Genomic DNA, 19,939 nt, shown 5'->3' with positions numbered 1-19,939 from the left:
CTATCCTATGCTTTTATGGAGCAGTTTTTTCAGCAGCGGATACAGAACATCCGGGAGCTGATCAACATCCGGGACAAATATACTGAATTTTCCGTACATATCCTGAATGGTCTTCATTTGCGATTCTTCTATTTCTGAGTTGGAGAGAAAAACATTTATCACTTCTATTCCTCTCTTTCGGGCTTCAATAACCGCTTCACTTGTATCAACAATCCCGTTTTGTTCATAGCCAAACGCGGCCGGCTCTCCATCTGAAAAAACGATCAAGAACTTTTGTGCTTCGCTGCGCTGCAGCATTTTTTTCGTCATCTGCCGGATCGCATAGCCGTCACGGTTATCTTCCTCAGGCTCAAGCTGCATAATTGCCGGTCCAGCCTCTTGTCTTAATGATGATTGGAAGGGAATAACCGTATTGAAATAGTTTGGCTGGCTTGTTTCGGTCGCATCGTTTGTGTCCTCCCAAAAGCCGACAATCTGATGCGGAACCGCTACCGATTTCAACGCTTCGTGAAACAGCACGATTCCCCGCTTTGTTTCATCCATTTTGTCGAACATGCTGGCAGAACAATCGACCAGCAATGTAAAAACCGCGTCAATTTCTGATGATGGTTCTTGTTTTTTGTAGAAAAGACGCGGATTTCGCTCAGTGAAGTAACGAAGAAGCTTATTGTTCAGCCGTCCGGCATGAAGGTCTGTTCTAGGCAATGTTTTTTTATGCTCCAGCGTTTTTTGAATCATTTGTTTTAAACGCTTTTGATACGATTCAATCGTTTTTGCCTGCTGTTTATAAGAAAGCACTTCTTCACTCGTTGCCGGCTGCGGTTCTTTATAAATCGGAAATGCGTATTTATTTTCTTTGCCGTCAGCCATACCCGCACCGTTCGGCTGGTCTTTTTGGGACTCCATCGCTTCCAGCTTGGAATAGTCTTTCCGTTTTGTTTGTCTGGCTGATCCTTGGACAGAGCCAAGGGCTTGATCTCCATCGTCGCCTTCCCTTGAAGCGTCTTTTCCTAAATCTGATTTTGCTCCGTGTTCAATATCAAATTGAAGGAAGCTTTTAGACGGTGCTTCTGTTTCCCTGTGCCATGTCGGCATTTCTTCTTCATGGATATCCTCATCACCGTCTGATTTTTTTGGAAGCGTGATGTCATCACTCAGCTTCGGCGCTTTTTTCTCTTCTTCAAATAACGGTTGTTCTGCAGCTTTTGCGTAGTCAAGCTCAGGCAAAAAGAAGTAGGTGTTCAACATGTCTTTATCAAGCACCTCTTCAAGTCCGTCCATAAGGTCTTCAACAATTTTAAGAACCTGCCGTGTCGAATCTGCTTCATACACGCGCAGGAGCTGCTGCTCAATAAACGGGCGCATCAGATCGATATCTTCACGCATAGACGGAAGGGTCTCGAGCGGCGATTCCGTTGTTAGCTTGACATAGATCGCGCAAAAGAGGGCATCCGTAAAAATGCTTCGCTCTAAATTTAAAGTCAGCTGGGTGGAGAAATGTTTTCTGTACATGTCTTTTCGCTTCGCAAATACATGTTTCGTACCGGGGCGCTCGTGTTTGATACATTCCTCAATCCTGATGTCCTCAAGCAGCATAAACAGCTGCTTGGCAAAGCTTTTGAACGTAAGATGCTGATGGATATCATTCAAAAAGTTTGCAAACTCGTGCAGCGAGCTATATCTCGTTCCGACCGAACGCAGGTAGACGTCGCTTTTCAGACCCGCTTCCATGTCCTCCGCTGCCCTGTCTTTCCAAAAGTGGCTCATATAGATTTTCTTTTCAAATGGATTGTAATAGGACTGAACGCCATATTCCACTTCTACCGCTTCACTCTTGGTGAGTGTTTTGGCCAAATCAGTGAGCATCATAAATAAAAACGAATCTATTGTGCTGTCGTTAAATTTGATAAATTTCATCGCAGCTCCCTCATTCAAACAGAGTTTCTGCGATATTTCGAACGGCCGCCTTTTCCCGGTCATCATCAAGCTTCTCTACAATTCCCCGCTCAATGGCACGACGCGGCGGAATATAAGCGGCTAAATCACATGTATCAATTAACGCTCTAATGGATGCCGCTTCTTCAGACACCTGTCCGTTATTGGCCTGAACGATCAGGTCAGAGGAAAGCGTGATAAACCGGTCAATCAATTTCTCATCTTGCAGGGCTGACTGAGACATGAGAACTTGTTTCAGCAGCTCGCCTTTAATATAAGGCACATCAATGATGACAAAACGGTTTTTCAATGCTTCATTCAGCGGAACAGTACCGACATAGCCTTCATTGATGGCTGCAATGACTCCGAAGCCTTCTTTAGCCCGAATGACCTCGCCTGTAAACGGATTTGTCATCATTTTTCTGTAATCTAATACGCCGTTTAAAATGGGCAGTGTTTCCGGCTTTGCCATATTGATTTCATCTATATAAAGAAAATGGCCTTCTTTCATGGCTTTTGTGACAGGCCCTGAAACAAACTCGATCGTCGCCTGGCCAGATTGATTTTCAATCGTTTTGTAGCCGACCAAGGCTTCTGCGTCCAAGTCAACTGAACAGTTGACACTGTGCATCGGTTTATGAAAATAGCTGGACAATGTTTCTGCCAGCTTTGTTTTTCCTGAGCCTGTAGGCCCTTTCAGCAGGACATTTTTTCCCATGGCTAATGCGATAATGGCGTCGAATAAAATCGCTTCATCGTCCGCCTCATAGCCTGATGTCCCGATGAGCGACTGAAACTCTGGGGAAATCGGCTGATCTTTATATGATAATAGCTTTTGTTGTATATCTTCCGGCAATGTTAAGTGCTGTAATTGAGTTGTCATAGACAGGTTCCCTTTCCTATTCGTATTCCATTAACGAGTATACTAAAAAAGCCCCTGTATGCTCAATACAAAAGGGCTTGGATGATATTACTGCTTCTCGTTATTGCCGGAAAGGGCTCCGCAGACGATACGCGCACCTGAATTGCCGCTTGGATTTGTCAAATAATCGTCGGCATGCTCATGAATAATAAACGCACTTCCGTCCTGGTCGAGAAAATTTAGTTTACTTCCTTTTTTCAGTGAGGTGTCCGGCGCATTCATAATGACATCTACTTTTCCATCAGCACCGACTTCAAGGTTCGGCAGATCTCCGGCATGATGTCCCATCGGATTATTGAAGCCGTGTTCTTTGTTCAGCGGATTAAAGTGGCCTCCCGCTGATTCAAAATCCGGCCTGACACATGAACCTTTCTCATGGATATGAAAACCGAGAGAAGCGCCGGGGCGCAGGCTGTTTGCGGAAATATGAATGTCGAGTCCTTCGTCTTCTGATTCTTTGATTTCTATAAAACCGACTGCTTTGCCTTCACGATTAACCAGCTGGACATGATGACCAAACGCTGACGTTTCAATCACTTCTTTTTCCGGTACCCGCTTAGGAGGGTCATGAGGTTTTTTTTGTCCGCATCCCGCAACTCCCAGTGCCGTCACCATCATCAACAGCAAGAGACGGTACATACTGTCTCCCCCTTGTTTTTTCTAACAGTGTGGTCAATCATTTTCTGATATAAACAAAAAAGCCTATAAAAAGGCTTTTTGTCATACTCATTTTTAAAAATAGCTTCTTGCGCCCAAGTAGCGCTGTTTCCAATATGAATTGCTGAGATTGGAAATGTCGACGCCTGATGAGCTTGCATGAATAAAGTCTCCGCCGCCTAGATAAATCCCCATGTGAGACGGGCCAGATTTATATGTGGTAAAGAAGACAAAGTCTCCGACTGACGGCTGGCTGACTTTTTGCATGACATTCCAATATCCTGCCGTACTCAATCTCGATATCGATGATACATTATTAATGAGGTAATAAATGAAGCCGCTGCAATCAAAACCTGCAGGCGTGTTTCCACCCCAGCGGTATGGCACCCCGACATATTTTTTCGCTTCTGTTATCATTCTGTCAATCTTCGAACCTATTTGAATGTTTGATCCTGAGTTGTCTTTTGGCTTTGTTTGATTTGAATTGTTAGACTTTGTTGTTCCCGAGATGGTCAGAACCTGTCCAATTTGCAAGACATCAGATGACAAATTGTTTTTATCGCGGATACTTTGCACAGTGACTCCGAGCTGATTCGCGATTTTCCACAGCGAATCGCCTGCTTTTACCCTATATGTAGTTGTTTTTGAGGAATTGGAGTTTGACGGCTTCTTGGAACCGCTGTTTCCGCTCTTAGGTGAACTGTTCCCTTTTATTTTGAGTACCTGCTTAGGGTAAAGGGTATCTGATGTTAAGCCATTTAAGGTTTTCAATTCAGCTACAGTCATATTTAAGCTGTTTGCGATTTTCCACAGTGAGTCACCAAGCTTAACCGTATATGTACTTTTCGAAGAGCCTGAAGAATTGGAACCGCTGTTTTTCTTCGATCCGTTTGAGCCGCTTGAACTGCTTGTCCCTTTGATCTTAAGCTTTTGCCCGGGACGAATCAGGTCGCTGGTCAGGCTGTTTAAGCTTTTAAGCTCAGAAACACTCATTTTATGATTTTTAGCAATCATCCATAGCGAATCACCATATGCAACTGTGTATGTTGATGTTTTGCTTGAGCTTGATGAGGATGTCGTGTTTTTTTTGCTGCTTTCAGGAATTTTAAGGCTTTGTCCGACATAAAGCACTGTTGATTTCAATTTGTTTTCGGATTTCAAAGCTGATATTGTCGTATCATATTGACGGGAAAGCTTCCAAAGAGAGTCACCGCTTTTTACTTTTATCGTTTTTGCTTCCACGGGGGCTGCGGCCATCGATGACCCGACAACTGCGGAAACAGCCAAGCCGGCTACAATCTTTTTTTTCATTCATTCAACCTCCTAAACTGTTTATAGCACAAAAACAGTTAGTATTTTGTTTCCAAAAATGGCACACATCAGTTTTATCGTCACTTTTTCAGCAAGTTACATCCTTTTCAAACATTTGGCTGCGATTTCAGCATCTTTCGACCTTTAAATCTTCAAATAAACACCTAACATTTTACATAAGCTGCATATGTTTTTCGAAAGTCTAAGGAACTAATTAAGCGGGGGTAAAAATGATGGTTTTCTATTGATGAATGGAGCAGATTTTCCTCCTTTCTTGTCTGTTTTTCTAATCAATTCTCTATCGATGTGTCAAATCCCTTCCTCTGCTTTCTTACGAAAATGCCAAAATGCCTGTTCTTTTGATAAGAACAGGCATTTATATTATGCGTTGGCTGATTGAGTTTTGAGTTTCACAACTTCTAGAATGCTGTCGGCCGCTTTTTTAGAGCCGCCTGCCGCTTTCAATGATTGTCCAATGTCTTTCGCCTTTTTAGCATACACAGGATTGTTCATCACTTCTTGAATCGTTTCTTTCAGAAGGCTTTCAGATAATTGTTCTTTTTTCAGCACTTTTCCTGCGCCTATTTTTTCCACTTGATTTCCTACAGCAAATTGGTCAGCTCCCATCGGAATGACTACCAGCGGGGTTTCAAAATACAAACCTTCACTTGTGCTGTTCATTCCCCCGTGTGTTACAAATAAACTGGCTCTTTTCAGGATCTCAAGCTGAGGGACATACGGGCGTACAATGAAATTCTCCGGAATGTCGTTTAACTCATTTGCTTTAATATGTTTGCCTATGGAAAGCACAACTTTACCATCAAAGTCTTTACATACCTCGAGACATTGATTAAAAAACTGTTTTTGATTGTTAAAAATGGTCCCCATTGAAATAAACAGCACGTTTTCATTGTCAATCTGATCAAATGGGAAATCATTGTTCCCGGCTCTTTCTGTAATGGAAGGGCCGACAAATACATATCGATCGCCGAATTGCTCAGCCATTGGCTGAAATTCCCTTGATGTGAAGACAATTGTCAAGTCCCCATCTGAAGAAAAAACGTCAAAAGGCTTCTTGATCTCTGTTTGAAAATCAGCATTTAATGTTTCTACAAGCTGCTGGTATGATTCATAATGAGGCGATTCTTCAATTGACCCTTTCATGTAAGAACCCATCATTTCCTTTAGAAATTCCTCATTCATTGCAAAGGTAGTACACAATGAAAATCTCGGCAGCTTCAGCAAGTTGGCAATGATTTTACCGGCCAGTAAATGGTGATCATATATGACATAATCATACGATTCATGTTTGACTTCATCATATATATGAGTCGCAATATCCTTACAGCCTTTCAAAAAGGCGCAGATCATTTCTGTGAAATCTCTTTCTTCATCTCCTGTTGCGTTTTTTCCGAAGTAGTCTTCTCGAAAATCATGATACTCACGAAACCCAATATCAAGAGCTGCAATTTTTTCTTTGTATTCCTTCACTGCGTAGTAAGTAATATGTTCTCCCCGTGATTTCAGCTCCTTCATTACACCGATAGACGGATTAATATGCCCTTCACCGGGAAAACCGATCATTAATACATTAGCCATGCGGCAGCACCCTTCCTTTAAAATTTATGTAATATTTTATACGGTACTACAAATACAAAATCAGGTAAAGTATTTAACTTAATTAATATTAACGTAATGTAACTTTTCTACCGGTTTATATTTCCTGCTTTCAAGACAAAAAGCATTCAGCTTAAAGTGAATGCTTTAAAAAAGACCCGAATTCAGTCATTTTGTCTCATGATAGGATTCCTAATCAGGCCCTTTTATTTATTTTTACGTTCTTGGCGAAATTAACGGATATAATACACCATCTTTGGCAAACGACATCTTCCCTGTCTCCTCTGAAACAACGAGCACAAGCGCATCCGTATACCCCGACATACCAAGAGCCGCGCGATGCCTTGTTCCCAAATGGACATCCACTTCCTTTGTTGTCAGCGGGAGGACATTGGCTGCTGAGACAAGTTTATTTTCCCTCACCAATAAAGCGCCGTCATGTAGAGGATTTCCGGGGAAAAAGATGCTTTCAATTAATGATGCGCTGATCTCCGCATGCAGGGAGGTTCCTTTTTGAATAAAATGCTCAACAGGGTCCGCTCTTTCAATCACAATTAAAGCACCATGCTTATGCTCCGATAGGGCTTTAATCGCCTTGGCCAGTTCGATAAATGCCGGTGTAAATTGCTCAATGTATGTTTGCAAATAAAAGGATGATGCGATGCCCTGCATGTCCTGAAAAATGTGGCCCAATTCATCTAATTCACAAAGAAGGCACTGGTCTTTTTCGTGTAGCGTTTTCAAGATTAGCGACGCATCACCTAATATTTGCTCTAAATACACTTGTATTTTTCCCTTAAATGCATTTTCTGATATCTGTTCATAACGCATAGACCTCATCTCCTTTTCAAATTTCCAACTTTTCACGCATGCTAATCTTATTGATGCACATTCTATTGGTAAAGGAGGGATGTAAAGAATGGAAATCGAAAGAATCATTCAGTATGTTTGCACCTTTTTAGGCGTGATTTCGCTTTCTTTTATTTATGCCCAAATGTTTAGAAAAACGAAACCGACAAAAAAAGAATAGGTCCGGCGTTCATTGCTTTTTATACATAAAATGTTATAATTTCTCTCGTTATGAAAAAGAAACGGAGATCAATGTATGAAAGAAACTCGAAACGCCCGTCAAAAGATCAAACAGCTTTTGCACATTTTAATTCCGATATTAATTACCCAGGCGGGGCTTTCTCTTATGACCTTTTTAGATACGGTGATGTCAGGGAAAGTCAGCCCCGCTGATTTAGCTGGTGTCGCTATTGGCTCAAGCCTTTGGACACCTGTTTATACAGGACTTGCAGGTATATTAATGGCAGTCACCCCGATTGTCGCCCAGTTTTTAGGCGCTGAAAAAAAACAGCAAATTCCCTTTACTGTTTTACAAGCTGTATACGTGGCCGCGCTTCTTAGCATCGCCGTTTTAGCGATTGGATATGCTGTAGTTGACCTTATTCTTGGCCGATTAAATCTTGAAACTCATGTCCATCAGATTGCCAAACACTTTTTAGGCTTTTTATCGCTCGGAATTTTCCCTTTATTTGTTTACACTGTTTTGAGATCATTCATTGATTCATTAGGGAAAACGAGAGTCACAATGATGATTACACTCAGTTCTCTTCCGATCAATTTTGTATTGAATTACGTATTCATTTTCGGGAAATTCGGAATGCCGGCACTTGGCGGCGTCGGCGCCGGGCTAGCGTCCGCGCTTACATATTGGTGTATCTGCATCATCAGTTTTTTCATTATTCATAAATCCGCACCGTTTTCCGAATACGGGATTTTCCTTACAATGTATAAATTCTCTTGGAAAGCATGCAAAAATATGCTCAAAATCGGGCTGCCTATTGGGTTCGCCGTGTTTTTTGAAACGAGCATTTTCGCAGCTGTCACGCTTCTGATGAGCCATTTTAATACAGTGACTATCGCGTCCCACCAGGCAGCCATGAACTTTGCTTCACTTTTATATATGCTGCCGCTCAGCGTGTCCATGGCATTAACAATTGTTGTCGGTTTTGAAGCCGGTGCAGCCCGTTTTAAGGATGCGCGCTCATATAGCTTGATCGGCATCATGATGGCGATCGGTTTTTCTTTGTTGACAGCAGCCTGTATCCTTTTATTCAGAGAGCAAATTGCCGGCATGTACACTTCTGACCCCGATGTGCTCCTGCTGACACAGCACTTTTTAATTTATGCCCTGTTTTTTCAGCTTTCTGATGCTGTTGCAGCACCGATCCAGGGAGCGCTCCGAGGGTACAAAGATGTGAACTATACGCTTGCGGCCGCATTTGTCTCTTATTGGGTCATTGGCCTTCCGGTCGGTTATGCGGTCGGTACGTTTACAAGCCTCGGCGCGTTTGGCTATTGGATCGGATTAATTACAGGACTCGCCGCAGGAGCAGTTGGACTGTTTTTCAGGCTGGCTAAACTGCAAAAACGTTATTCGCAAAAACAATACATTTAAAAGAGGTGATCAATCATGGCAAAAAATAAGAAATTATACGAATATCTTTCTCAGCATGCGGAGACGATCAGTTCAACATGGTACGAAACAATCGAGGAGACTGATCCGAATTCCATTTATGCATCAACAGACACTGCTGTCATTCACAATTTAAAGAGCCAGAATCTCGCCTTCAACTATAAGATAAACCGTATTTTTATAGATGATGAGGAGGTATACCTGCCTATACTGAAAGAATGGGCTTTTGAAGTGACACAGGATCAAGAGCATTTAAAGACTCCTATCCACTATATTATCCGGGAGTTTGTTAGAGTGAGAGATTTATATGTTTCCTATTTGAAAGAATTTGTCCATCACAATCAGGACACTGTGAAAGGCGAAGAAGCCGAAGATTTGTATCACTCCCTTATAAAAGCGTTCGATCTTGTGATTCATATTTTTATAGAAGAAATGTACAAAAACACAAGCCTTCAGCTTCAGGCTCAAAAAGATATGATTACTGAATTAAGCGCACCGGTTATTGTGCTGTTTCACAGCGTCGGACTGTTGCCTTTAATCGGAGATATTGATACAGTACGCGCCAAACTTATTATGGAAAACACCCTGCATCAATGTGCGGAGAAAAAGGTGACACAGCTGTATATTGATTTGTCAGGAGTAGCTGTTATTGATACAATGGTTGCCCACCAGCTGTTCAGTCTGATTGAAGCGCTCCGTTTAATCGGCGTTTCATCCACATTGTCGGGAATCCGCCCGGAAATCGCGCAAACCGCGGTTCAGCTAGGCTTGTCTTTCGAAGATATTTCCTTGAGATCCACCCTCGCTTCGGCGATTGCATCTGACTTAAAATTAAAAAAGGTATAAGGCTTAAGGCCTTATACCTTTTTGATTAATCATTCCATTGATACGTCCAATATACTTCTTCTTCAAACCATGTTGCCATAACAGGTTCATTGTTTTTCAATTTTTCTTCAAGCTCTCTGAGCATGCCTTCTGTTTGAGTGCGGTGAGCTCTTAACGCATTCATCTTAATATCAGCTACTTCTTTGATATCGAGTACGACATCAGCTTCGCCAAGAACCTCTTCTCTGTTGCGTGTAATAGCCATGCAGAGCGTGCGCGGACGGTCTTCTTTCTTTTTGCGGTACAATGCACGAATAACCGCTTCCCCGCATGCATCATGGTCGGGGTGCACACCGTGTCCAGGATAAAATGTGACAATTAAACTTGGTTTTACATCATCTATGATCTCTTCCATGATATCAGCTAAATACTCATCGTCTTCAAATTCGAGCGTTTTGTCACGGAGCCCCAGCATCCGAAGATCATTGATATCCATTTCTTTGCAAGCGTTAATGAGCTCTTGTTTTCTTAGCAGCGGCAATGTTTCCCGATTTGCGAAAAATGGATCGCCCATATTTCTGCCCATTTCACCTAAAGTGGCACAGGCGTACGTAACGGGTATGTCTTTTTTTCTGTTTAAGGCGATCAGGCCTGCCACTCCGTATGATTCGTCATCAGGGTGAGGCAGGATTACAAGTACGTGTTCTTTCATTATTTTTCACCCTTTTCTTTAAACTGTGAACGGTTTTTCACTGATTTGTAGAGAAATAGCCAGTTTACCGCCCGGCAGGTGTCCCGCCATTAATAAACGGTTATCTTCATCTATCGTGTATTCAGTCAAGCCTTCAGCATAAATCCAGCCTTCTTCTGTTTTTAAGCCAACACGGTAAGGTCCGCTTCCTTTGATTTTTGCCTGATGATAGGTGACTTTTGCATTGCGGATATATGCAACAACCGTCATGTTTTTTTCATTTAAGTGCGCTGAATAAGAACCGGTTGTGGTTTCCAAATGGATATATACAGGGCGGTCCGCATATCGTTCTAAAGATGCTTGCACATCTTCCTTTATGATTGCTTTCATGATTGCTCCCCTCTTTCTTCTTTTAAATGCTCTGCACGTTCTGTATGTAATTTGACCAGCTGATATTTCACAGCCGGTTCGAGCTGTGAATTCACAATGCGCTGAATCGCGGCAAAATATTTTTCCAGCATCGGTTTCCGGAGTCTCGGATGTGTTCGTTTATCCAAGAGCTCAAGATCAATCGCCTCTGCTACCGCTTCTGCGTCATCACTAGTGAGAGATCTGTTGTTCCAAAGTGAAGCGTAGGCTTTCACTATCTCTTTATCATTGTCCATCGTCTTGCTCCTTTATGTCTTACATACATGAAATGATTATACATAATATATGCTTCAGCTGAAAAGCCAAAGGCCTCAATGGCTTTTTGACGCCCGTTTCCACTTTACTTGTGAAAACGTAAACAACAGCAGCGCAGCCCATATACAGCTGAATGTAAAAGCCTTCGAGCTTGAAAATGGCTCATGGTAAACAAACAGCCCGATCAGCAAGGTAATGGTCGGTGCAATATATTGCAAGATTCCGACTTGATACAGCGGCAGCCGTTTCGCCCCTTCCGCAAACAATAATAGCGGCAAAGCAGTAAACACACCAGCAAAAAAGAGAAGCATCCACGTGCCCCCGCTTTCTGCACCAGCTGGCTGAACATGGCCGCTTAGCAGCAAATACCCCAATGCAATCGGCATAATCATGAATGTTTCCAGCGTTAAACCGATGGCGCTCGGCAGACTTGTTCTTTTTTTGCTTAACCCGTACAGACCGAAGCTGAATGCGAGCAGAAGCGCAACATACGGAATGGAGCCGTACTGGAACGCTGAGATGATGACGCCGGCCGCAGCAATCGAAACCGCCACCAGTTGCAGGCGATTCAGTTTTTCCTTTAAAAATAAAATTCCAAGGAGCACTGACACAAGCGGGTTAATGTAATAGCCAAGACTAGCCTCAAGCAAAAACCCATGGTTGACAGCCCATATGTATACAAACCAGTTAATCGAAATCAGGATAGAAGCGAGAAATAAAGAAAGGATGCCTCCGTTTTTTTTCAAAGAGCGCAGCTCCTGCCACCCTGTTTTCCATTGCCGCAAGAAAAAAAGCACGATACACATAAAAACAAAAGACCATATAATACGGTGAGCCAAAATATCAAGAGCTGGCAGCTGTTCGAGAAGCTTCCAATAGAGCGGAAACAGCCCCCACATGATAAAGGAAACGGCTGTATAAAGAACGCCTTTTTTTGTTTCTGAATATTGCATGTAAATCCCTGCCTTTCTTTAGAGCATCTTATATTATATCACGTGAAAGATCTGCCGGGCATATACTATTTTGTCCATGAAGAAAGGGTGTGACGACGATGTTTGAATGGAACAAGTACTTTCCTTTCCACAATCAATTTTCCAAGGAAGCATTAAAAAAAGCAGATCCAAAAGAAGTTGAAACATATGTAAATCGTGTGATGGAAAGTGTGTTCGGCAGTGATTATGCAGCTCAATTTCCTTTCCGCGATCCCCTCCCAAAAAAAGAACAGCCCGCCAAACCGGATGCCAAACCTGATATTGATATATTCGAAACAGCAGACCATGTGTTTGTAAAGGTGCCAATCAGCGAAGGCCTACTGGAACAGGTGAGAATCAAACACACATCTCACGAATTATTGTTAGAAAACTTTCCTAGTTCAGAGCATCCAAAAAAAGTAAACCTTCCTTGTTTAGTCAAACGCAAAGGAACAAAAGCCGTCTATAAGGATGGCCTTCTGGAAGTCATGTTTCAGAAGCAGCAAGACTACAATATGTCCGAGGTAGAAATCATCCGATAAAAAACGGCCTGCACCGATGCAGGCCGTTTTTATTAATAGAAGCCGGGGTAACCCCCGTATGGCGCGCCGGCACCAAAACCGTACGGTGCGCCTCCGTATCCGTAAGGACCAGGCGGATAAGCATAGGGACGAGGATAGTTAAACAGCGCACTCCCGAGAAAACCACCTAATAAACCACCAACTAAAGGAGCTCCAAACAAGAAAGGATTACGCGCCGGGTATCCGACTGGATCTGGGTTCCCGCGATAATACGAATGGTGAGGGTACATGATTTTTCCTCCTTTATGACTGCCTATACATAAGGTATTCAACAAGGAAGAAAAACGATTGGGCTATGAACTGAATCTATGGGTGTTACATCACAAGCCCTGCCAATAACACACAGCCGAGCCCGGTTACTGAGAGAACTGTTGTAAGCAGCGTCCAAGTTTGAAATGTTTCTTTCATGCTCAAGCCGAAAAATTCCTTTACCATCCAAAATCCTGCATCATTTACATGACAAGCGATGACACTTCCCGCTCCGGTTGCCAGTACCATTAATGCCGGGTTTACACTGCCCGCCTGCATAAGCGGAGCTGCCATTCCCGCAGTGGTAAGCGCAGCCACGGTAGCAGAGCCCAAACACAGGCGCAGAACCGCAGCAATGATCCATGCAACGAGCAGCGGCGACATATTTGTTTGACTGAAAAGATCAGCAACATAATCACCGACCCCGCCGTCAATCAGCACCTGTTTAAACGCCCCTCCCCCACCTATGATGAGCAGCATCATCGCGATTTGTGAAATTGATTCCGATAATGATTTGCTGATCTCCTTCATAGATATTTTACGCGCATATCCCATCGTATAGAGCGCAAGTATAAGCGAAATAAGCATTGCCGTTCCCGGTGTACCGATAAATTCTATGATATCTTTTTCTTTTGAATGTTCTTTCAATAATAAAGAAAAAACAGTCGCAATCGCCATAAAGATAACCGGAAATAAAGAAGTGGCAACACTGATTAAAAAGCCTGGTGTTTCATCCAGCTGAAATTCTTTCCGCGGCCCTAATGCTGATAAGTTTCCGCGTTTTTGATACGCACCGGGAAATCGCTTCATCGCAAATTTATTGAATAAAGGCCCGGCGATGACAGTCGTCGGAACAGCGATGATGATTCCCAAAAGCAGCACCTGGCCAATATGGGCGCCGTATGCAACTGAGATGGCAGTTGGCGCAGGGTGCGGAGGCAAAAATCCGTGGGTAACATTTAAGGCGGCTGCCATCGGGATTCCCAGATAGAGAAAAGGCATTTTTAATTCTTTTGCAATTGCATACACAATCGGAATCAACAGTACAAGACCGACTTCAAAAAACAAGGCAATGCCGATGATAAACGAGGCAATAACCACCGCCGCCTGTATTCGTTTCCTCCCGAATTTGTCAATCAGCGTAATGGCAATCCGATAGCCGCCCCCAGCGTCTGAGACAAGCCTCCCGAGCATCGCGCCAAGTCCAAACACTAAAGCTAAATGCCCCAGCTGCCCGCCGATTCCCGCTTCAATTGAAAGAACAATTTTATTGATATCCATCCCAAGTCCGATGGCTACTAAAAAAGAAACAACAATAAGTGAGACAAAGGTATTTCATTTTACTTTAATAATGAGAAATAACAGAATCAGCACTCCGACAGCAACAATTAAAATCGGCATGGTACCCCTCCACCAAATGTGTTTTAAAATGAATATCATGACAATGTTTCGGCACTTTAAAAAGAAAACGCTTTCGCCAACAACTAAAAAAACGTCTTGGTTATATAATTGTAATATTTTGGTTAACTAGTATATTCATACTAATCTCCTAATCTAGGACTGTCAATTGTTTTATGAGTTTTTCTCGATTACCTATCGCCTGTCTAAATATTTTTAGTTATATGTTGATTAACTTTTGGTTATGTGTTATGTTTTTTATCAAGTAAGCAGCCAATCTAAATCTATTTATTGTCTGAAAGCAAATCACAATGTGAAAACAAACGGATTACAACTTCACAAGAGGAGGAATTCACATGCCATTATTACGTTTTGATTTAATTGAAGGCCGTGACGAAAAATCACTGCAATTATTATTAGATACAGCCCACCAAGCAATGGTCGAAGCGTTTGGTGTTCCGGAAAGAGACCGTTATCAAATTGTCCATCAGCATCCTGAAAATGAGCTTATTATCCAGGATACAGGATTAGGGTTTCAAAGAAGCAAAGATCTAGTCATCATCAGTATGACAAGCAAAACAAGAACAGAAAGCCAAAAGGAAAAATTGTATGCCCTGCTGGCTGAAAAGCTAGAAGCAGAATGCGGTATTTCCCCAGAAGACCTAATGGTTTCCATTACCGAGAATGGTGACGCAGACTGGAGTTTCGGACTCGGTGAGGCGCAATTTTTGAATGGAAAACTATAAAATAATGAAACATAGTAAAAGAGAGAGCTTCAGCAGAGGCTCTCTCTTTTATTCTCTCATTTCTTTTTGACAAAAGCGGAAATCATCAGAACGAAAACAGCCAGCAAGACGAGGTATAACGGAGTGATCCAAATTTGGTGGATAGAGCCTAGATCTCCTTTTTTACATCCAGTTTCGATGCCAATGTAATTCCAATGGAAGCTGACCGGGTTTAAATATAAAATTTCAGAATTCATTCTGACAAATATAAAAAGTCATGTAAACGGTATGAACCACCCCTTACATGACTTTATCATTGAAACAAAGGCTCGTTCCCCGAGCCCTTTCCTTATTTCTCTTCTTCGCACACTGTGTCACCGGGCTCGCAAAATTGGTCGGCCCATGCCTGCATCTCTTGGAATACAGCTTGAAGCGCTGTTCCTTTTTCAGTCAGCGTGTAGATGACTTTGACCGGCGTTTCAGGGAGAACCTGCCGTTCGACGATCTCGTTTTGTTCAAGCTCCTTAAGGCGCTCTGCGAGCATTTTTTGGCTGATCATCGGAATTGTTTCCGTTATCTCTTTAAACCGTTTCGGCCCATCCATAAGCACATGGATGATCAGACCGTTCCATCGTTTTCCCAACAATGAGAAAGCGGATTCCATTTTAGGGCACATTGTATTTCCCACAAGTCCTCATCCCTTCATCTATTGATTGACATGTATTCAATGATCCATTACAATAATCTTTCAAGTTACATTTAGTAAGCTTCTAACTTTTCTATTATCATACCACGTTTATCCGAAGGAGGAAACACTATGACGAATACTCTGGATGTTTTGAAAGCACGTGCATCTGTAAAGGAATATGATACAAATGCCCCGATCTCTACAGAGGAGCTTACCGAGCTATTGGACCTTGCCGTTAAAGCGCCTTCAGCTTGGAACCTTCAGCATTGGCATTTCACTGTATTTCACAGCGATGAATCAAAAGCAACGCTTCTTCCTATAGCGTATAATCAAAAACAAATCGTTGAGTCTTCTGCTGTTGTTGCCATTTTAGGCGATTTAAAAGCAAATGAAAACGGTGAAGAAGTTTACGCTGAATTAGCAAGCCAAGGCTATATTACAGATGAAATCAAACAAACATTGCTCGGCCAAATCAACGGTGCCTACCAAAGCGAGCAATTCGCACGTGATTCCGCTTTCTTAAATGCTTCTTTAGCAGCTATGCAGCTTATGATTGCCGCAAAAGCAAAAGGTTATGACACTTGCGCAATCGGCGGATTTAACAAAGAGCAGTTCCAAAAGCAATTTGATATCAGTGAGCGCTATGTACCGGTTATGCTTATTTCAATCGGAAAAGCAGTGAAACCTGCTCATCAAAGCAATCGCTTACCGCTTTCAAAAGTGTCAACTTGGCTGTAAGGATATGAAAAAACCTTAGTCCGAATTACGGACTAAGGTTTTTTTAAACAATCGCATCTTTGTACCATTCACGAGCCTGTTCAGCTTCATGCTGAGTCAGCTGATGGCCCCCATCCTGCCAGTAAACGGAGGCTGATGCCCCGCTGTCACGTAAATAGCGGTGAAGCTCTTCTGATTCTTCCTTCGTGCAGAGAGGGTCGTATTTCCCGGCACCGATAAAAACAGGGAGTCCAGTCATATCAGGTAGCTTGATACCGCGAATCGGAACCATCGGATGATGCAGAATAGCCCCTTTTAAAACATCTTTATAATGGAAAAGAAGGCTTGCCGCAATATTTGCGCCGTTTGAATAACCGACCGCAATCACTCGGCCGCGGTCAAATTGATGCGTTTCTGCAGCCTCATCGATAAAATTTTTCAATTCCCTTGTGCGCTCCACGAGATCCTTTTCATCAAAGACACCTTCACTCAGGCGTTTGAAAAATCGCGGCATTCCATTTTCAAGCACCGATCCTCTAACACCAAGCAAATGGGCATGAGGGTCTATAAACCGTCCTAATGAAAGCAGATCGTGTTCATTTCCGCCAGTGCCATGTAACAGCAAAAGCACATTGTCAGATGTCCCTTTTTCATAAATATACTTCATTGTAAAATCCCCTTTCTAAAGTTCAGGCAAAATGTCTGTAATTTGTTGTCTATGTTTCTCCAGCCATTCAGGCAGTTTTAATGAGGTTCCCAGCTCATCAAACGTTTCATCTGTCATAAAGCCAGGTTCATCTGTGGCGATTTCAAATAAGATACCGCCTTTTTCCCTGAAATAAATGGATGTAAAGTATTCTCTGTCAAGGATTTCTGACGAAGGAAGATGGTTTTCCGCAATAATCGGCAGCCAATTAGCCTGTTCCTCTTTTGTTGTCCGAAACGCTACATGGTGTACCGTGCCATAACCTCCTACCCCTCTTTTTTCAGGGTGTAGATGCACGTCAATGACGCCACCAATGGTCGCTGAGGATGTCAATCTGACAATCTGGCCTTCTTCCGCCGCTTTGGTGTATCCAAAGCTTTCCGTTAACAATTGAATGGTCGCCTGCGGGTCATAGGAATACAGCAGCACGCCTTTCATTCCCGTAATCGCTTCATATTGTGAAATGCCGTCAGGCGTCCACTCGCTTTTCCCGCTTTTCGCATCCTCCATAATCGCTAGCGGAAGGTCTTCCGTATCATCAAAAATAAGACCCTTTTCACCGAATAACGTTTTCTCCTCTAAGTTCAACCCGTTTTTCTCAAGACGTTCCTTCCAAAAAGTCAGGGAGCCCTTAGGAACTGAAAAGTACACCCGGCCCGCTTGGCCTTTGCCTACCGTTCCCTGTCCGCTTCCTTGGAACGGAAAAAAGGTCATAATTGTACCGGGATCTCCATTTTGATTCCCGAAGTAAAAATGATACGTTCCGGGATCATCAAAGTTTACTGTTTTTTTAACAAGCCGCAGCCCGAGCACTTCTGTATAAAATCGCAAGTTTTCTTGCGGATCTCTGGCAAATGCTGTGACATGGTGCAATCCTTCTGTTTTCATTTTCCCACTCCTATTTATCTCGATTTCAAGATATTTATTATTTTAAACCTTTATTAAAGAGGATGCAAACCATGTGTTTTGATTAAATAATTGAAAAAATCATTTTTTTCTAATAATTATCTTGTGATCTTTTCTTACAACTGCTATTATAGTGAGCATTATCATGATTCAGGAGGAAAGTAAATGGTTAAAAAAGCACTTATTGTTATTCTCATTCTTTTGCCATTCGTTCAGCTTGCGCTATTGCCGCTTGTGAATCGAATTGAACCGATTATTTTCGGCCTTCCGTTTTTCCACTTTTGGCTGCTGCTGTGGATTATCATTACGCCGTTATGCTCGTTTGGCATTTACCAGATGCAAAAAAAAGATGGAGGACTTGAATAATGCAAGGGAATCTGACTGCACTTCTCATTACAGCTATTATCGTTTTAACCGTTGTCTGTATCGGGTTTCTCGCCGGAAGAGACAAATCCTCACGCACTTCGGTGGAAGAATGGTCTGTCGGCGGCAGACGCTTCGGCGGTCTTCTCGTCTGGTTTTTAGTAGGCGCCGACCTCTATACGGCCTATACTTTCTTAGGGTTAACCAGTACTGCTTTTACAGGCGGAAGTGTTGCATTTTTCGCCATTCCTTATTCTGTCTTGGCCTACTTTATCGCCTACTTCTTCCTGCCGAAACTTTGGAAAGTTGCGAAAATTCACAAATTAACAACACTCGCAGATTACGCACGGGAACGTTTTGACAGTAAGCTTTTAGCAAGCCTTGTTGCCATCGTCGGTGTGCTCATGCTTATTCCGTACATATGCCTTCAGCTGAGCGGCATTCAAGATACGCTCCAAGTTGCCGGCACCGGGTATATTAACGTAAAATTCGTTGTCATCATCTCATTTATTCTTGTTGCTCTTTACACGTTTTTCAGCGGGATTAAAGGGCCTACCTTTACAGCCATCATTAAAGACATTTTAGTATGGGTTATTATGCTGTTTATGGTGGTGTCCCTCCCTCTCATTCATTTTAACGGCTGGACACCAATGATTGACACGTTAGTGAAGGAAGCGCCGCAAATGCTGACGATACCGGCAGAAGGGCCAAAAGGCATTCCTTGGTTTATCACAGCATCTATTGTTTCCGCCCTGGCGCTTTTTATGTGGGCACATGCCGCTACAGGAGTTTTCACAGCGAAAAGCGCCGATGCAGTAAGAAAAAACAGCATGTTTTTGCCGCTTTATAACATTGTGTTAATTTTGGTCATTTTTCTTGGCTTTATCGCCTTTCTTGTCCTGCCGGAAGATACAAACCCAAGACTGGCGCTGCTGCATTTGATTCAAACATCATACGGCGGCGTGGCACAAGGTTTTGCATATGCCACGATCGCTCTTGCTTCTTTGATTCCTTGTTCCATCATGGCAATCGGGGCATCAAATTTGTTCGCCAATAACTTGTACCGCGATTTGATTCATCCGAATGTGTCTCAAAGCAAGCTGACCCTTATCACACGTTCAATGGTGTTTGTTGTCATCGGCCTTGCGCTTCTGTTTGGAATGCTGTTCCCGACTGCCTTAGTGACACTTCAGCTATTAGGTGTATCCGGCATGGTGCAAATCTTCCCGGCAATTGCTGTCAGCCTATTCTGGAAGCATCAAACGAAAGAAGCGACGGTTATCGGATTATTAGTCGGCCTTGCAGTAACGTTTATTGTGTATACCACTCAATCCGCACATGGCATTTATGAAGGGTTCTGGGGATTGGCCGCCAACATCATCGCTGTGGTTATTCTGAATCCGCTGTTCGTCAAGAAGGCAGGATCCAATCCTGTCATTGAAGGTTTATTTGGTAAAAAACAAGACGCTGACCCGAATCAAAAGGGTGCATAAAAAAACCATACGCGGTAG

The 19,939-nt window shown here is 42.8% G+C and carries 21 protein-coding genes and 1 pseudogene; 7 read left to right on the top strand and 15 right to left on the bottom strand.

The window, feature by feature from the left end; genetic code table 11:
- From AC0DBE_RS04720 to cdaS, 6 genes are all read right to left on the bottom strand, one after another.
- On the bottom strand, positions 1-1,917 hold the full coding sequence (locus AC0DBE_RS04720) for a vWA domain-containing protein (RefSeq protein WP_014114090.1): 1,917 nt from the start codon (positions 1,915-1,917) through the stop codon (positions 1-3).
- A gap of 10 nt (positions 1,918-1,927) precedes the next feature.
- Positions 1,928-2,818, bottom strand: a complete 891-nt coding sequence (locus AC0DBE_RS04715; protein WP_003220117.1) for an AAA family ATPase — start codon at positions 2,816-2,818, stop codon at positions 1,928-1,930.
- Positions 2,819-2,905: 87 nt separating this feature from the next.
- Positions 2,906-3,496: a superoxide dismutase family protein gene (locus tag AC0DBE_RS04710; protein WP_472961231.1), complete on the bottom strand. Its 591-nt coding sequence runs from the start codon at positions 3,494-3,496 to the stop codon at positions 2,906-2,908.
- A gap of 93 nt (positions 3,497-3,589) precedes the next feature.
- Complete coding sequence (gene cwlS, locus AC0DBE_RS04705; RefSeq protein ID WP_014114092.1) at positions 3,590-4,825, bottom strand: D-gamma-glutamyl-meso-diaminopimelic acid endopeptidase CwlS; 1,236 nt, start codon at positions 4,823-4,825, stop codon at positions 3,590-3,592.
- A gap of 381 nt (positions 4,826-5,206) precedes the next feature.
- Complete coding sequence (locus tag AC0DBE_RS04700) at positions 5,207-6,424, bottom strand: macrolide family glycosyltransferase (RefSeq protein ID WP_014114093.1); 1,218 nt, start codon at positions 6,422-6,424, stop codon at positions 5,207-5,209.
- Between the two features lie 234 nt (positions 6,425-6,658).
- Positions 6,659-7,282 carry a cyclic di-AMP synthase CdaS gene (gene cdaS, locus AC0DBE_RS04695; protein WP_072183469.1) on the bottom strand — a complete coding sequence of 208 codons (624 nt, stop codon included), beginning with the start codon at positions 7,280-7,282 and terminating at the stop codon, positions 6,659-6,661.
- Between the two features lie 265 nt (positions 7,283-7,547).
- Between cdaS and AC0DBE_RS04690 the strand changes: the two genes are divergently transcribed.
- Positions 7,548-8,906: an MATE family efflux transporter gene (locus AC0DBE_RS04690; protein WP_014114094.1), complete on the top strand. Its 1,359-nt coding sequence runs from the start codon at positions 7,548-7,550 to the stop codon at positions 8,904-8,906.
- A 15-nt stretch (positions 8,907-8,921) separates the two neighbouring features.
- Positions 8,922-9,770 carry an RsbT co-antagonist RsbRC gene (rsbRC, locus tag AC0DBE_RS04685; RefSeq protein WP_014114095.1) on the top strand — a complete coding sequence of 283 codons (849 nt, stop codon included), beginning with the start codon at positions 8,922-8,924 and terminating at the stop codon, positions 9,768-9,770.
- 25 nt (positions 9,771-9,795) lie between these two features.
- On the opposite strand, the gene bshB2 is transcribed toward rsbRC, so the two are convergent.
- From bshB2 to rarD, 4 genes are all read right to left on the bottom strand, one after another.
- A complete protein-coding gene (gene bshB2, locus AC0DBE_RS04680) occupies positions 9,796-10,461 on the bottom strand; it encodes a bacillithiol biosynthesis deacetylase BshB2 (RefSeq protein ID WP_003220099.1) in 666 nt (221 codons plus the stop codon).
- 18 nt (positions 10,462-10,479) lie between these two features.
- On the bottom strand, positions 10,480-10,830 hold the full coding sequence (locus tag AC0DBE_RS04675; protein ID WP_014114096.1) for a YojF family protein: 351 nt from the start codon (positions 10,828-10,830) through the stop codon (positions 10,480-10,482).
- Entirely contained in the window at positions 10,827-11,105 is a 279-nt protein-coding gene (locus tag AC0DBE_RS04670) for a hypothetical protein (RefSeq protein ID WP_003220095.1), read from the bottom strand. Before AC0DBE_RS04670 ends, AC0DBE_RS04675 begins: the two co-directional genes overlap by 4 nt.
- 75 nt (positions 11,106-11,180) lie before the next feature.
- Complete coding sequence (rarD, locus tag AC0DBE_RS04665; protein WP_014114097.1) at positions 11,181-12,077, bottom strand: EamA family transporter RarD; 897 nt, start codon at positions 12,075-12,077, stop codon at positions 11,181-11,183.
- 98 nt (positions 12,078-12,175) lie between these two features.
- Here rarD and AC0DBE_RS04660 point away from each other — a divergent pair, with 98 nt between their 5' ends.
- Positions 12,176-12,637: an Hsp20/alpha crystallin family protein gene (locus tag AC0DBE_RS04660; RefSeq protein ID WP_014114098.1), complete on the top strand. Its 462-nt coding sequence runs from the start codon at positions 12,176-12,178 to the stop codon at positions 12,635-12,637.
- Between the two features lie 32 nt (positions 12,638-12,669).
- On the opposite strand, the gene AC0DBE_RS04655 is transcribed toward AC0DBE_RS04660, so the two are convergent.
- Together AC0DBE_RS04655 and AC0DBE_RS04650 are read right to left on the bottom strand one after the other, a co-directional pair.
- On the bottom strand, positions 12,670-12,906 hold the full coding sequence (locus AC0DBE_RS04655; protein WP_014114099.1) for a hypothetical protein: 237 nt from the start codon (positions 12,904-12,906) through the stop codon (positions 12,670-12,672).
- A gap of 85 nt (positions 12,907-12,991) precedes the next feature.
- Positions 12,992-14,326: pseudogene (locus tag AC0DBE_RS04650) on the bottom strand (gluconate:H+ symporter).
- Positions 14,327-14,679: 353 nt separating this feature from the next.
- On the opposite strand from AC0DBE_RS04650, the gene AC0DBE_RS04645 reads away from it, so the two are divergent.
- Positions 14,680-15,069 carry a tautomerase family protein gene (locus AC0DBE_RS04645; protein WP_061188142.1) on the top strand — a complete coding sequence of 130 codons (390 nt, stop codon included), beginning with the start codon at positions 14,680-14,682 and terminating at the stop codon, positions 15,067-15,069.
- Between the two features lie 328 nt (positions 15,070-15,397).
- Here AC0DBE_RS04645 and yodB read toward each other — a convergent pair whose 3' ends face one another.
- Entirely contained in the window at positions 15,398-15,736 is a 339-nt protein-coding gene (yodB, locus tag AC0DBE_RS04640) for a transcriptional regulator YodB (protein ID WP_004399427.1), read from the bottom strand.
- Positions 15,737-15,865: 129 nt separating this feature from the next.
- Here yodB and AC0DBE_RS04635 point away from each other — a divergent pair, with 129 nt between their 5' ends.
- Entirely contained in the window at positions 15,866-16,474 is a 609-nt protein-coding gene (locus AC0DBE_RS04635; protein WP_472961225.1) for a nitroreductase family protein, read from the top strand.
- Between the two features lie 43 nt (positions 16,475-16,517).
- Here AC0DBE_RS04635 and AC0DBE_RS04630 read toward each other — a convergent pair whose 3' ends face one another.
- Complete coding sequence (locus AC0DBE_RS04630) at positions 16,518-17,120, bottom strand: alpha/beta hydrolase (RefSeq protein ID WP_061188141.1); 603 nt, start codon at positions 17,118-17,120, stop codon at positions 16,518-16,520.
- A gap of 15 nt (positions 17,121-17,135) precedes the next feature.
- Entirely contained in the window at positions 17,136-18,047 is a 912-nt protein-coding gene (locus AC0DBE_RS04625) for a ring-cleaving dioxygenase (protein WP_114150448.1), read from the bottom strand.
- A gap of 183 nt (positions 18,048-18,230) precedes the next feature.
- Between AC0DBE_RS04625 and AC0DBE_RS04620 the strand changes: the two genes are divergently transcribed.
- Together AC0DBE_RS04620 and AC0DBE_RS04615 are read left to right on the top strand one after the other, a co-directional pair.
- The gene (locus tag AC0DBE_RS04620; protein WP_014114107.1) at positions 18,231-18,431 is read left to right on the top strand and encodes a DUF3311 domain-containing protein; all 201 of its coding nucleotides are present in this window, start codon (positions 18,231-18,233) and stop codon (positions 18,429-18,431) included.
- On the top strand, positions 18,431-19,921 hold the full coding sequence (locus tag AC0DBE_RS04615; protein WP_003220083.1) for a sodium:solute symporter family protein: 1,491 nt from the start codon (positions 18,431-18,433) through the stop codon (positions 19,919-19,921). Before AC0DBE_RS04620 ends, AC0DBE_RS04615 begins: the two co-directional genes overlap by 1 nt.
- The last annotated feature ends 18 nt before the right edge of the window (positions 19,922-19,939 follow it).

The sequence above is a fragment of the Bacillus sp. VA15 genome, assembly GCF_055721145.1.
Note: the sequence above shows the minus strand (reverse complement) of the source record. Positions and strands in the feature narration are given on the sequence as shown.

Coding starts and splice junctions, on each gene's coding strand:
- AC0DBE_RS04720 (WP_014114090.1), bottom strand. CDS start 1,917: ATGAAATTTATCAAATTTAACGACAGCACAATAGATTCGTTTTTATTT.
- AC0DBE_RS04715 (WP_003220117.1), bottom strand. CDS start 2,818: ATGACAACTCAATTACAGCACTTAACATTGCCGGAAGATATACAACAA.
- AC0DBE_RS04710 (WP_472961231.1), bottom strand. CDS start 3,496: ATGTACCGTCTCTTGCTGTTGATGATGGTGACGGCACTGGGAGTTGCG.
- cwlS (WP_014114092.1), bottom strand. CDS start 4,825: ATGAAAAAAAAGATTGTAGCCGGCTTGGCTGTTTCCGCAGTTGTCGGG.
- AC0DBE_RS04700 (WP_014114093.1), bottom strand. CDS start 6,424: ATGGCTAATGTATTAATGATCGGTTTTCCCGGTGAAGGGCATATTAAT.
- cdaS (WP_072183469.1), bottom strand. CDS start 7,282: ATGAGGTCTATGCGTTATGAACAGATATCAGAAAATGCATTTAAGGGA.
- AC0DBE_RS04690 (WP_014114094.1), top strand. CDS start 7,548: ATGAAAGAAACTCGAAACGCCCGTCAAAAGATCAAACAGCTTTTGCAC.
- rsbRC (WP_014114095.1), top strand. CDS start 8,922: ATGGCAAAAAATAAGAAATTATACGAATATCTTTCTCAGCATGCGGAG.
- bshB2 (WP_003220099.1), bottom strand. CDS start 10,461: ATGAAAGAACACGTACTTGTAATCCTGCCTCACCCTGATGACGAATCA.
- AC0DBE_RS04675 (WP_014114096.1), bottom strand. CDS start 10,830: ATGAAAGCAATCATAAAGGAAGATGTGCAAGCATCTTTAGAACGATAT.
- AC0DBE_RS04670 (WP_003220095.1), bottom strand. CDS start 11,105: ATGGACAATGATAAAGAGATAGTGAAAGCCTACGCTTCACTTTGGAAC.
- rarD (WP_014114097.1), bottom strand. CDS start 12,077: ATGCAATATTCAGAAACAAAAAAAGGCGTTCTTTATACAGCCGTTTCC.
- AC0DBE_RS04660 (WP_014114098.1), top strand. CDS start 12,176: ATGTTTGAATGGAACAAGTACTTTCCTTTCCACAATCAATTTTCCAAG.
- AC0DBE_RS04655 (WP_014114099.1), bottom strand. CDS start 12,906: ATGTACCCTCACCATTCGTATTATCGCGGGAACCCAGATCCAGTCGGA.
- AC0DBE_RS04645 (WP_061188142.1), top strand. CDS start 14,680: ATGCCATTATTACGTTTTGATTTAATTGAAGGCCGTGACGAAAAATCA.
- AC0DBE_RS04635 (WP_472961225.1), top strand. CDS start 15,866: ATGACGAATACTCTGGATGTTTTGAAAGCACGTGCATCTGTAAAGGAA.
- AC0DBE_RS04630 (WP_061188141.1), bottom strand. CDS start 17,120: ATGAAGTATATTTATGAAAAAGGGACATCTGACAATGTGCTTTTGCTG.
- AC0DBE_RS04625 (WP_114150448.1), bottom strand. CDS start 18,047: ATGAAAACAGAAGGATTGCACCATGTCACAGCATTTGCCAGAGATCCG.
- AC0DBE_RS04620 (WP_014114107.1), top strand. CDS start 18,231: ATGGTTAAAAAAGCACTTATTGTTATTCTCATTCTTTTGCCATTCGTT.
- AC0DBE_RS04615 (WP_003220083.1), top strand. CDS start 18,431: ATGCAAGGGAATCTGACTGCACTTCTCATTACAGCTATTATCGTTTTA.